10 protein-coding genes and 1 tRNA gene are annotated in these 12,016 nt (G+C 38.8%); 5 read left to right on the top strand and 6 right to left on the bottom strand.

Annotated features, from left to right (window positions below; translation table 11 throughout):
* Positions 1 to 2,442, top strand: a complete 2,442-nt coding sequence (locus AC6I5C_RS04470) for a DUF4982 domain-containing protein (protein WP_497904116.1) — start codon at positions 1 to 3, stop codon at positions 2,440 to 2,442.
* On the opposite strand, the gene AC6I5C_RS04465 is transcribed toward AC6I5C_RS04470, so the two are convergent.
* From AC6I5C_RS04465 to AC6I5C_RS04450, 4 genes are all read right to left on the bottom strand, one after another.
* Positions 2,439 to 3,113 carry an ABC transporter ATP-binding protein gene (locus tag AC6I5C_RS04465; RefSeq protein WP_053990920.1) on the bottom strand — a complete coding sequence of 225 codons (675 nt, stop codon included), beginning with the start codon at positions 3,111 to 3,113 and terminating at the stop codon, positions 2,439 to 2,441. The genes AC6I5C_RS04470 and AC6I5C_RS04465 overlap by 4 nt on opposite strands.
* Positions 3,113 to 4,378 (bottom strand): ABC transporter permease, encoded by a 1,266-nt coding sequence (locus tag AC6I5C_RS04460; RefSeq protein ID WP_497904115.1) that lies wholly within the window; start codon positions 4,376 to 4,378, stop codon positions 3,113 to 3,115. The genes AC6I5C_RS04465 and AC6I5C_RS04460 overlap by 1 nt, the downstream gene beginning before the upstream one ends.
* On the bottom strand, positions 4,368 to 5,453 hold the full coding sequence (locus AC6I5C_RS04455) for an efflux RND transporter periplasmic adaptor subunit (protein WP_497904114.1): 1,086 nt from the start codon (positions 5,451 to 5,453) through the stop codon (positions 4,368 to 4,370). Before AC6I5C_RS04455 ends, AC6I5C_RS04460 begins: the two co-directional genes overlap by 11 nt.
* Positions 5,454 to 5,572: 119 nt before the next feature.
* A tRNA-Leu gene (locus AC6I5C_RS04450) sits at positions 5,573 to 5,654 on the bottom strand.
* A 114-nt stretch (positions 5,655 to 5,768) separates the two neighbouring features.
* Here AC6I5C_RS04450 and AC6I5C_RS04445 point away from each other — a divergent pair.
* Positions 5,769 to 7,157: a dipeptidase gene (locus tag AC6I5C_RS04445; protein WP_497904113.1), complete on the top strand. Its 1,389-nt coding sequence runs from the start codon at positions 5,769 to 5,771 to the stop codon at positions 7,155 to 7,157.
* Positions 7,158 to 7,219: 62 nt separating this feature from the next.
* Here the strand turns inward: AC6I5C_RS04445 and AC6I5C_RS04440 are convergent, their stop codons facing one another.
* Complete coding sequence (locus AC6I5C_RS04440; RefSeq protein ID WP_497904112.1) at positions 7,220 to 8,578, bottom strand: M28 family peptidase; 1,359 nt, start codon at positions 8,576 to 8,578, stop codon at positions 7,220 to 7,222.
* Between the two features lie 118 nt (positions 8,579 to 8,696).
* Here AC6I5C_RS04440 and AC6I5C_RS04435 point away from each other — a divergent pair, with 118 nt between their 5' ends.
* The 3 genes from AC6I5C_RS04435 (at position 8,697) to AC6I5C_RS04425 (ending at position 11,699) form a co-directional block, all read left to right on the top strand.
* Positions 8,697 to 9,062 carry a BlaI/MecI/CopY family transcriptional regulator gene (locus tag AC6I5C_RS04435; protein WP_497904111.1) on the top strand — a complete coding sequence of 122 codons (366 nt, stop codon included), beginning with the start codon at positions 8,697 to 8,699 and terminating at the stop codon, positions 9,060 to 9,062.
* A 1-nt stretch (position 9,063) separates the two neighbouring features.
* Positions 9,064 to 10,473 (top strand): M56 family metallopeptidase, encoded by a 1,410-nt coding sequence (locus AC6I5C_RS04430; RefSeq protein ID WP_497904110.1) that lies wholly within the window; start codon positions 9,064 to 9,066, stop codon positions 10,471 to 10,473.
* Positions 10,474 to 10,595: 122 nt separating this feature from the next.
* A complete protein-coding gene (locus tag AC6I5C_RS04425) occupies positions 10,596 to 11,699 on the top strand; it encodes a DUF4407 domain-containing protein (RefSeq protein WP_497904109.1) in 1,104 nt (367 codons plus the stop codon).
* On the opposite strand, the gene AC6I5C_RS04420 is transcribed toward AC6I5C_RS04425, so the two are convergent.
* Entirely contained in the window at positions 11,700 to 11,984 is a 285-nt protein-coding gene (locus tag AC6I5C_RS04420; RefSeq protein WP_053976194.1) for an STAS domain-containing protein, read from the bottom strand.
* Between the last annotated feature and the right edge of the window lie 32 nt (positions 11,985 to 12,016).

Here is a 12,016-nt window from a genome sequence, read left to right as displayed (position 1 = left end):
ATGAAATTCAGCATTAAATATATATCGCTCATCCTGATAGCAATTATGTTTCAAACCGCTCTAAACGCACAAACGAGAGAGGTTATCACCTTGAGAGATGGATGGAAATTCAACAAAGGCCCTCACCCTGAAGCTGTTTCCCCGAAGTACAATGACAATTCATGGGAAGAAGTTACCGTGCCCCATGATTGGGCTATTTACGGTCCTTTTGATAAGGAAATAGACAAACAAGTAGTCGCTATTGAACAAAATGGCGAAACCGTAGCTACCGAAAAAACTGGACGCACAGGCTCCCTCCCCTATATTGGAGAAGCTTGGTACCGAACCAAATTTACCCTTCCAAATGCTGACCAAAACAAAAAAGTATTGATTGCCTTTGAAGGCGCCATGAGTGAACCGGAAGTCTTTATCAACGGAACGAAAGTAGGCGAATGGAAATACGGCTATGCATATTTTTATTTTGACATCACCGAACATATTTCCAATTCAAAAACGAACACACTAACAGTTAAATTGAGTAACAGAGGTCTATCTTCTAGATGGTATCCTGGTGCCGGCTTATACAGAAAAGTCCAAATCATTGTAAAAGACAAACAAAGCATTGACCATTGGGGCACATACATTACAACTCCAATCATATCAGACCAATTAGCCAAAGTGAATATCAAAACAAAAGTTTCTGGAGAACAACTGCGCTTGGTAACCGATATTTTAGACGCCAACGGAACCATCGTTGCCTCAAACACTTCCGAAGCCATATACGGCAATGAATTTGACCAAAATATTGCTTTGGAACACCCTAACTTATGGAGTCCCGAAACCCCTTATTTATATACTGCCGTATCCAAATTATACGCAGGAGATGTTCTTAAAGATAAAATCTCCACCCGCTTTGGAGTGAGAAGCATTGCTTACGATCGCAATACTGGATTTAGCTTAAATGGCGAAGTCACCAAATTTAAAGGGGTCTGTTTACACCATGATTTAGGGCCATTGGGAGCTGCCGTGAACACTTCGGCTTTGAGACGGCAATTGCGCATTTTAAAAGACATGGGGTGCAACGCGATTAGGAGCTCCCACAACATGCCTTCAATGGAACAACTGGAACTTTGTGACGAGATGGGCTTTATGTTTTTAGCAGAAAGTTTTGACGAATGGAAAAAACCAAAGGTGGAAAACGGCTATAATCTCTATTTTGATGACTATGCCGAAAAAGACGTGGTGAATTTAGTAAGAGCCACCAGGAACCATCCATCAATCGTCATGTGGAGTTCCGGAAACGAAGTGCCAGACCAATGGGGCTCGGAGGGTGTAAAACGCGCTAAGTGGTTACAGGATATTTTTCACAGAGAAGACCCAACACGCCCTGTCACGGTTGGGATGGACCAAGTAAAAGCCGTGATGGAAAATGGCTTTGGAGCTATCATGGACATTCCCGGATTGAACTATCGTGTGCACCTTTATGAAGAAGCTCATGAAACCTTTCCTCAAGGGTTTATTTTAGGTTCCGAAACAGCCTCGACAGTGAGTTCTCGTGGTATTTACAAATTCCCTGTGGAAATTGCCAGCATGAAAACCTACCCAGATTTCCAATCCTCTTCCTACGATTTGGAATATTGTAGCTGGTCCAATTTACCAGATGACGACTTTGTACTTCAGGATGACAAACCTTGGGTCATTGGAGAATTTGTTTGGACTGGTTTTGACTATTTAGGAGAACCCACGCCCTACGATGAAGCCTGGCCTTCCCGTAGTTCTTATTTCGGTATTAATGATTTGGCCGGTTTACCCAAAGACCGCTACTATCTTTACAGAAGCAGATGGAACACCGAAGACAAAACGTTGCACATACTCCCTCACTGGAATTGGGAAGGGCGCGAAGGAGAAATTACACCGGTATTTGTGTATACCAGTTATGACAGTGCCGAATTATTCCTTAACGGAAAAAGTCTTGGTATTCAAAAAAAGGATTCCACAACACATCAAAACCGGTACCGTTTAATGTGGAAAGATGTCAAATACCAACCAGGCACCTTAAAAGTTGTAGCTTTTGATGAAAACGGAAGGACTGCCGCCGAAAAAGAAATCAAAACCGCAGGCAAGCCTTATCAATTAATTTTAGAGCCCGATGTAAAAACCATCAAAGCCAATGGTGAGGACATCGCTTTTGTAACCGTATCTGTTGTAGACAAAAATGGCATTCCATGCCCAACCGCGACCAATCAATTAGATTTTAAAGTAAAAGGCAAAGGCACATACCGTGCTGCCTGTAATGGCGATGCCACTTCCCTTGAGCTATTTCATTTACCAACCATGAAATTATTCAGTGGAAAATTGGTTGTCTTGGTACAATCCACAACCCAAGCTGGGGACATTGAATTAACCGTAAGCGGGAAAGGTCTAAAAACAGGAAAACTAAACTTAAATAGCGAAACCCCTTAAGAGATAATCACCCCATCACTCATAGTGATAATTCGGTCTGTCTTTTTTGCAAAATCCTCATCATGGGTAACAATCAAAAGAGACAGACCTTGTTCATCGCAAAGCTGCTTGAACACATTGAATACATTTTCGGAATTGTGACTATCCAAATTCCCCGTGGGTTCGTCACCTAAAATAATAGACGGGTTATTAATCAAAGCCCTAGCAATCGCAACACGTTGCTTTTCTCCCCCAGAAATTCTAGAGGCTCTTTTGTCTGCCAAATGCCCTATATTGAGGATTTCCAACTTGTTTCTAGCATCATGCTCAATTTCCTCCAAAGTCTTCTCTCCTAATTTTTTTGCTGGCAACATGACATTTTCCAAAACAGAAAACTCAGACAATAAATAATGAAACTGAAATACAAAACCAATGTGCTTATTTCTTAAGTAGGACAGCTTGTTATGATGTTGTCCAGTCACCAATTCATTGTTCAGATAAAGCTCTCCTTCATATTCCGTATCCATGGTAGACAAAATATACAGCAAAGTTGACTTTCCACAGCCAGATTTCCCGATAATAGAAGTGAATTCCCCTTTCTTTATAGACATATTGATATCCTTCAGCACATGAAATAACACGGGCTTCCTAAAATATTTATTGATATTTTTTGTCTCCAGAACTGTACTCATTATTGACCTCTAATTATTTTAACAGGATCTATCTTTTTAGCCTTTCGGGATGGCAAATAACCCGCAAAAAAGGTAGAGACTAATGCGAAAGTGATTCCGATCACATAAAACCAAGGATCGAAATTCACAGGAAACGTCTTGATAGTTGGGAGCGCTTCAGTTTCAAACGGTAGGGTATCAATCAAACTGGTAAGCCCAAATCCAACAAGTAACCCCAACAAACCTCCAACTAAACCAATGATCAAGGCCTGACACATAAAAATATATTGCACATCCTTCCCTGAAAATCCAGTTGCCTTTAAAATGGCGATGTCATTCATCTTTTCATAAATAAACATGTTTAGGATATTATAAATCCCAAAGCCAGCCACAATCAAGAGCGCAATGGAAACCGCATAGGTAATTAAATTCCGAATTGAGGTACCCGTTTCAAACTGAGCATTGGCTGTTTTGATATCCACCGCTTTTAAACCAAATTGATGTTCCATTTCTTGAGCCATACCATAAGCATCTTCAATATTGTAGAGCTTCACATTGATATCGGTGATATAATTTTCTGCTTCGCCTAAAATACGCTGTACCGTTTTAATGGTCGCAAAACTTTGAATGTCGTCCACCTCAGCCAAGCCACTTTGATAAATCCCAACAATTTTCAAAGGGAATACATCTCCTTTGATCGTACTGACCTGAATTTTGTCTCCCAGTTTTAGAGACATCTTTTTGGCAATGCCAGAGCCCAATAAAATACCATTATCTACCTTATGCAAATCTTCGTGACTTCCCTTAACCACATAATTTTGAAAGTCAAACAAACGTGCTTCTTCCAAAGGCTCTACCCCTCTCAAATTTCCGCCGAGCTCAATAGAACCTGAAATATAAAATATATTGGATTTTATTTGTGGAATAGCACCTTTCACCCTTTTATCCTTGTTGATATAGGCCATAATTGGTAAGGCATTGTGAATCTTCTTTTGGCTTTGCTTCGGTTTTATAGAATGGACCACCTTAAAACTATTCTCCAAAGTTTCATAGGCTGCGATGGGCTGTTCTTTAGAGGGTTCAATTTCACTATAGATATGGATATGTGGGGTTTGATTCAAAATCAAGCCATCCAACATTTTATTCAATCCTGTCATAAAACAGACCAAAGTAATATAGGCACCAATGCCAAAAGTCACCCCAAGTGCTGCCACGGAAGTCTGTTTGATCTTACTCAGCAGATGCGTTTTCGCAATGGCCAATATGACCCTCCAGTTAATTGCCATCTGGTTTGTATATCGCCGTATCGGCATCTATGCCTTCCAAAATTTCTACAGATTCAAGATTTTCCAGACCGGTTTTTACAGCAACAAGACCCTTATCCGTTTTTACTTCTCCCTTATCCGTCAAATAAGATTTTGGAATGGTAAGTACCGCTTCCTTTTCCCTAATGATAATATTGGCTTCTCCAGATAATCCGGAGTACAACTTCTTAGGTAGACGATCAAATTCCGCTTCAACTGTAAATGTTTGGTTCCGCAAATCCTTTTTTGGCAAAATTTTAGACACACTTGCCTCAAAAACCTCTCCTTTATAGGCATCCAGACTCACAATGACCTTTTGCCCCAATTCTATTTTCACAATATCCACCTCATCAACCAACATTTCAATCACAAAATCATCGGCACTCCCAATAGAAGCCATGGGCTCCATAGTAGTTACAATCTCCCCCTTGTTTTTATAAAGCGCGTACACCATGCCGTTTATTTCACTTTTAATGGTGAAATCCGTGGTATTGATTAGGGAAGTTTTATAATTATTTTCGGCCTGTTTTAGCGCTGTTTGCAATTCATTTTTGGTACGATCATACCTACTTTGCAGCAATTGCAAGTTATTTTTTGAAAGTTGGTAATTGAGTTCCTTGGTATCATACTCCAATTTTGAGCCAATGTTCTGTTCCCAAAGATTTTTTTGCCTAAAAAAATTAATGGAATCATTCTTATATTTCAATTCCGCAGCCGCAATTTCCTCTTTAATCCCCAGCAATACGGCAGCACTTCCATTGTAGTTATCTTTAGCCAAATCGAGGGCCAATTTCGCATTTCGAGAATTTAACTCAGGTGCATTATTGGTTATTTGAATGATTTTATCCCCCTTAGAAACTTTCTGCCCTTCTTCCACCAAATTGTCTTCCAAAATACCAGAAACAATAGCATATGCCTCATACAGACTGTCCGGTTGAATGACTACAGAAGAGTACACTGCCTCGGTAAGATCTTGCTTTTTGGGAAGCGTTTTTTCGTCATCGCTCCCGCAAGACACCAGAAGACAGGCACCTAAAAAGAAACATATTGCTTTCATAGCTCATAATTTCCAATTCTAAAATATACTAATTATTAGTGGGATAAAATGATTTAAATCATTAGGGAAGCGTGCAAATAAAAAAAGCTTCTCAGAAATGAGAAGCTTTTCGCTTATTGTGCGGGCGGGGAGACTCGAACTCCCACACCTCGCGGCACTAGATCCTAAGTCTAGCGTGTCTACCAATTCCACCACGCCCGCAATAAGTCTTAGTTTCGGGATGCAAATATATAAATAACTTTGAATATACAAACCTTTCTTTCAAGAAAAAATCGCTCTGCTTTTTGTATTTTTGAATCAAATTCAAATTTAATTATGGAAAACATTCAATCTTACGTGAATCAGCATAAAGACCGTTTTCTAAGCGAGCTCATCGAACTCCTTAAAATCCCGTCAATTAGCGCAGATTCCGCATACAAAAAGGACGTACTAAGTACTGCCGAAGCTGTAAAAACACAATTGGAAGCAGCGGGTTGCGATTTAGTAGAAATTTGTGAGACCAATGGCTATCCTATTGTTTACGGAGAAAAAATAATTGATAAAAACTTGCCAACCGTACTTGTTTACGGTCACTACGATGTGCAACCACCGGATCCATTAGAGTTATGGACCTCCCCTCCTTTTGAACCGGTCATCAAACCTACCGAGCTGCATCCAGAAGGTGCCATTTTTGCAAGAGGTGCCTGCGACGACAAAGGCCAAATGTATATGCATGTGAAGGCTATGGAGTTTATGACCAATACCAATCAGTTGCCGTGTAACGTAAAATTCATGATTGAAGGTGAAGAGGAAGTTGGAAGTGAAAACCTAGGGGATTTTGTAAAGGCCAATCACGAAAAATTGAAAAACGACGTGATTTTAATTTCCGACACAGGAATGATTGCCAAAGATGTGCCGTCCATCACAACTGGACTTCGTGGTTTGAGTTATGTTGAAGTAGAAGTTATGGGGCCAAACAGAGATTTACACTCAGGTTTGTATGGTGGTGCCGTGGCCAACCCCATCAACGTGCTTACCAAAATGATTGCCTCGCTTCATGACGAGAACAACCATATTACCATTCCAGGGTTTTATGACAAGGTTGAAGAACTGAGCAAAGAGGAACGTGCCCAAATGGCCAAAGCACCGTTTTCTTTGGAAAACTATAAAAAAGCACTGGACATCGATGCTGTTTATGGAGAAGAAGGCTACACCACCAATGAACGTAATTCCATCAGACCTACCCTAGACGTGAACGGTATTTGGGGAGGTTATATTGGTGAAGGTGCTAAAACGGTTATTGCTAGTAAAGCTTACGCTAAAATCTCCATGCGATTAGTACCAAACCAAGACTGGAAAGAAATCACAGACCTATTCAAAACCCATTTTGAAAGTATTGCTCCTGCTGGCGCAAAAGTAAAAGTGACACCACATCACGGTGGCCAAGGCTATGTTACACCAATTGACAGCATTGGCTATCAAGCGGCCAGTAAAGCTTATAGCGATACCTTTGGAAAAACGCCAATCCCACAACGCAGCGGAGGAAGTATTCCTATTGTTGCTTTGTTTGAACAGGAGCTGAAAAGCAAGACCATTTTGATGGGCTTTGGTTTAGACAGTGATGCCATCCACTCTCCTAACGAACATTTTGGAGTTTGGAATTACCTAAAAGGCATTGAAACCATTCCGTTGTTCTACAAATACTTTACAGAACTTTCTAAATAACACTAAAAAAAGGTCTAAACTTAAAATTCAGTTTAGACCTTTTTTTATATCCCAAGTGAGTTTTATTTCTTTACAATTTTATACATCCCGGATTTCTTTCCAGAATGTATTTTTAATAGATAGATTCCTTTAGAGAGATGTTTCAAACTAATTTGGGACTGATTGGTTTTCATCTCTGAATTCAAAACCAACTTCCCACTAATATCATAAAGATTTAGTTCGGTTGTACCTTCTCCAACTACCTCAACCTTCAGAAGATCAAAAACAGGGTTGGGATGTAACTTAACCTCAGACTCTAAAAAGGCATCCATTCCCAACGTATTAAATGAAATGCATTCACTAAATTCCACACAATCACCATTGGTTACTTCTACTGAATAATTTCCATCTTCACTAGGCATAAACGATTGGAATGCGGCGCCATCGATTGGTGTATTCGCGTCACAATCATACCATTGATAAGTAGCTCCTGTTTCATTTACCGTTAATATGGATTCTGTTTGAGTGATGCCAGAATCTACTCCTGTCAAACCTCCTTTGGAGACCATATAGGCCATGATCAATTTTGCTAATTCATGGTAATAGGGAAGATTCAATGTCGATATTCTATCCAAAGACGAATGGTAATAAGGCGTTTGATCATTGGTTTCCCAAGACTCCCCAACCAAAACCGCCGAATAGCCTTCATCCCAAAACCTGGAGTGGTCACTAGCCAAAGTTCCTGGATTTACTACATTTTCATTTAAATTGAAATCATAAGTACTAAGCAATACCACAATATCATCAGACATACTTAAAGAGTTTCCGAAATCTCGAACATCAATGTCGAAATGGTTATCATTGTTACCATCATAGCCCATCATATCGATATTGAGAACTCCCAAGATGTTATCATCATTTTCCGAAGCTAAATTGGCATAATAGCCAGATCCCTGCAACCCGTTTTCTTCTTCATCCCAAAGGGCGTATACGATGGTATTGTCCAAACATTGGGAAGAAAGAATCCTTGCAATTTCCAATACGGTTGCTACACCACTGGCATTATCATCGGCACAATAATCGGCCACACTATCGTAATGTGCACAAATAATATAAATATTGTCTGGATTTGTTTTGCCTAGTTGGGTAGCGATAATATTTCTACCATTGGCATTAAAGGCTTGGTCCGTAACCGTAAGATTGTCCCACTGTTCAAATTTCTGTTTTAGATAATCGGCCGCTGTATCGTTGTTTGCCTGCTGCCTATTGAGAATTGTAACGGTATTACCATAAACAACCGTAGATTGTTCCCCAGAAAATTCATTGACGGTTAAAACCAAGGAATCCAAATTAACCTGATTGATAATATCAGCCTCCGATTGCCCAAAGGCCACCATAGTGCATAAGGAGATTCCCAACACACATAAACGCAACTTATTCATTTTATTTGAGATAGTGTTCGTACCAAATATAGGGTATTAAATGAACTTTTCAATTTCAGAATTTGACATTTCAAATTTTTATTCTACATTAGTAGAACTAATTCTAAAACCATAGAACATGAAGCTCTCCAATGCCGAAGAAGATTTAATGAATTATATCTGGGAACTCAAAACAGCATTTATGAAAGATTTGCTAGATGCCTACCCAGAACCAAAACCTGCAAAGACAACAGTCGCTACTTTGCTAAAACGAATGACCGACAAAGGTTTCATAGCGTATCATACCTACGGGAAGTCACGTCAATATTATCCTTTAATTAAAAAGAAAGACTACTTCTCTACACACGTAAAAGGACTTATAAAGAACTTTTTTAATGACAGCGCCTCTCAATTCGCTTCCTTTTTCACTCAGGAAACCGACTTGACCAAGGAAGAATTGGAAGATTTAAAAGCGCTTATAGATAACGAAATCAAAAAGAAATAATATGGTGCAATATCTCATCAATTCGTCGGCTTGCCTCATAATTTTTATAGTGTTCTATAAAGTATTTCTAGTAAAGGAAAGCTTTCATACGTTCAAAAGATATTATCTATTGGCTAGTTTGACCATGCCTTTTGCCATACCCTTCATAACGTATACAACGTACATCGAACACACCTCTCCTACAGATTTACCTCTATTGGAAATTATACCTATAAACAACAATATACCACAAGAAAATACAACCAATTGGTCTTCCTCTATTATTTGGTGTATTTACGGTTTGGGAGTTCTATTCTTTGCTTTCAAATTTCTATGGAACATTTTCAGAATTGCGAAACAAATAAAGACCAATGAACAATTAACGCAAAAGGATTGGATTTATGTGCTAATGCCAATTGGCACCATTCCTCATTCCTTTTTAAAATATATTTTTATTGAAGGTGACGCTTACAGCTCAGATAAAATCCCAAATGAAATTCTTACCCACGAACAAATTCATGTTACGCAACGCCACAGTATCGACAATTTATTGGTAGAGTTTACCAAGGTTGTGTTTTGGTTCAACCCAATTATTTACTTGTTCAAAAGAGAGATTAAATTAAACCATGAATTTTTAGCCGATCGCGGCGTTCTCAACCAAGGATACAACCCTAAAACATATCAAAAACTATTACTGAGCTACACCACAAAACAATCCAATTTTCAATTATCGTCATCTATCAACTATTTATTAATCAAAAAACGTTTTACAGTTATGAAAACCAACACCTCATCAACAAAAACATGGATTCTTGGAATATTAATCCTTCCTATGGTTACACTTACCACCTATGGCTTTAGCACAAAAAATGAAGTCGTTGCAACGCAAAATTCTGAAGAAAAAAATTTAAACTCATTAGACCTTTACCTTGATGAAAAAGGAAACCTTATCCATAATGATGAAACCATAAGCCTAGAAGAAATTGAAGCCCTATTGGCAAAAAACAAACATCTACATGTTTCTATAAAAACTGATCCGAAATCGAACAGAAATTATGCCGAACATATCTTGGATGAATTAAGATCTAAAGGTGCCCAGAAAACAAACTTATGTAGCAGTTTTGAAACGGAAAGTGATTCGTCGCGCCAAACCACCTATGCACTTATCAATGGTAAAAAAACTGGTCCGACCGAAATGGTCAAAAAAGACATCAAAAATTTAATCCTCTCTGTTGAAAATGCCAATTTAATGAGCTTTAGAATAAAATTTCCCCGAAAACCTACCCAATCTATCTCCAGCAATACGTTGAATGCCATTACCAAGGAATATCTATTGGAAGCAGAGAAAGATGATAAGGTTATTATTTTCGATATAAAATCTTCTAGCAGTCAAACAAAATACTATCCAATTGTCATCACAGTTTTGGATTGATATGGTCTGAAGAGACCTCATATAAATTTAAGAAAAAAGGCTTCAAATAATTGAAGCCTTTTTTTGTAACATTTCACCACTTTTCACGTTCTAATAGTCTATCAATCAAAATCAAACACGTTATGTTAAAAAAGTTTTTCATCATCTGTTCAGGCGCCGATGGCGATATTTTGGAAACCTGTTCTTCGGGGGAACAAAACAAATATGCCGGTATTGGTGCTACGGTATTTTTCACGGCAGTCATGGCTTTTATTGCTTCGGCTTATGCCCTTTTCACAGTATTCGACAATCTCTTTGCCTCCATTTTCTTTGGCCTCATATGGGGTTTGCTCATTTTTAATCTGGACCGCTTTATTGTGTCGACCATCAAAAAAAGAAACAGTGCAGTTGACGAGTTCCTTCAGGCCACCCCAAGAATAATTTTGGCCATCATTATTGCGGTGGTGATTTCAAAACCATTGGAACTTAAAATCTTTGAAAAGGAAATCAATCAAGTATTATTGGAGCAGAAGAATACCTTGACTCTCAACAACCAAAACCAAATTGCAGAACAGTACACTCCAAAAGTCACGGAGCTGGAAAGTTCTATCAAGAACCTGCAGCAGCAAATTACCAGTAAAGAAACTGAGGTGAATGCTCTTTACGACACCTACATCTCCGAAGCTGAAGGAACAGCGGGCACCAAGCTTTTAGGTAAAGGTCCTGTGTATAAAGAAAAACGTGAAAAGCACGATGCCGCTTTGGTCGAATTACAACAACTAAAAACCGAAAATAGGCTTAAAATTTCAAATTTAGAATCGGAAATAGTTCAATTAAAAGCTAATTACAACAGCCAAGTCAGCACTTCACAACCCATCATCGATGGCTTTGATGGTCTGATGGCAAGAGTGAATGCCTTGGGAGAACTTCCATGGCTGCCTTCTTTTTTTATCTTCTTACTGTTTTTGGCCATAGAAACGGCTCCTATTTTTGCCAAACTCATTTCCCCTAAAGGTGAATATGATTTTAAATTGGAAGATGCCGAAACTGCCATTAAATCTTGGGTAACGCAAAAGGTGAACGAGCGCTCCATGTTATTGCAAACGGACAAAGCCATTAACAATAAAGTATACAGCGACATTGCCGAAGAGGAAGAACTCTACGCCTACAAGCGTAAAAAAGCTAGGGAATTGATGCAATTACAGGCCGACGCCTTTTTCAAGCATCAAAAGAAAACCCTAAGCTAATTAGGCTACCGCAGATTGTTCCGATTTAAAGTGATTGTACAAACCCTCACAGCCCATTCCTATAATGGAAAGGTTTTTCCCTTTGTCCAAGGCTTCATTGTGCAATTTCACCAAGGCTTGAATGCCATATTTATCAATTTCCTCAACACCTTCGATACTCAAGGTCATGGTATTGATTCTTTCAAAAATATTGTGAAATTCTGAATGGAATAAGTGAACGGTTCTTTTGGTAAGTGCTCCTTTAACTTTAAAGAAGTTGTTGCAACTAGTAATTCTTAGACTCATAACAATTAGGTTTTAAAGGTTAAAAAATAAAC

The sequence above is a fragment of the Mangrovimonas sp. sgz306409 genome (genome assembly GCF_059735265.1).
This window is presented reverse-complemented; position numbering and strand designations above follow the sequence as displayed.

Coding starts and splice junctions, on each gene's coding strand:
- AC6I5C_RS04465 (WP_053990920.1), bottom strand. CDS start 3,113: ATGAGTACAGTTCTGGAGACAAAAAATATCAATAAATATTTTAGGAAG.
- AC6I5C_RS04460 (WP_497904115.1), bottom strand. CDS start 4,378: ATGGCAATTAACTGGAGGGTCATATTGGCCATTGCGAAAACGCATCTG.
- AC6I5C_RS04430 (WP_497904110.1), top strand. CDS start 9,064: ATGGTGCAATATCTCATCAATTCGTCGGCTTGCCTCATAATTTTTATA.
- AC6I5C_RS04435 (WP_497904111.1), top strand. CDS start 8,697: ATGAAGCTCTCCAATGCCGAAGAAGATTTAATGAATTATATCTGGGAA.
- AC6I5C_RS04470 (WP_497904116.1), top strand. CDS start 1: ATGAAATTCAGCATTAAATATATATCGCTCATCCTGATAGCAATTATG.
- AC6I5C_RS04420 (WP_053976194.1), bottom strand. CDS start 11,984: ATGAGTCTAAGAATTACTAGTTGCAACAACTTCTTTAAAGTTAAAGGA.
- AC6I5C_RS04425 (WP_497904109.1), top strand. CDS start 10,596: ATGTTAAAAAAGTTTTTCATCATCTGTTCAGGCGCCGATGGCGATATT.
- AC6I5C_RS04445 (WP_497904113.1), top strand. CDS start 5,769: ATGGAAAACATTCAATCTTACGTGAATCAGCATAAAGACCGTTTTCTA.
- AC6I5C_RS04455 (WP_497904114.1), bottom strand. CDS start 5,453: ATGAAAGCAATATGTTTCTTTTTAGGTGCCTGTCTTCTGGTGTCTTGC.
- AC6I5C_RS04440 (WP_497904112.1), bottom strand. CDS start 8,578: ATGAATAAGTTGCGTTTATGTGTGTTGGGAATCTCCTTATGCACTATG.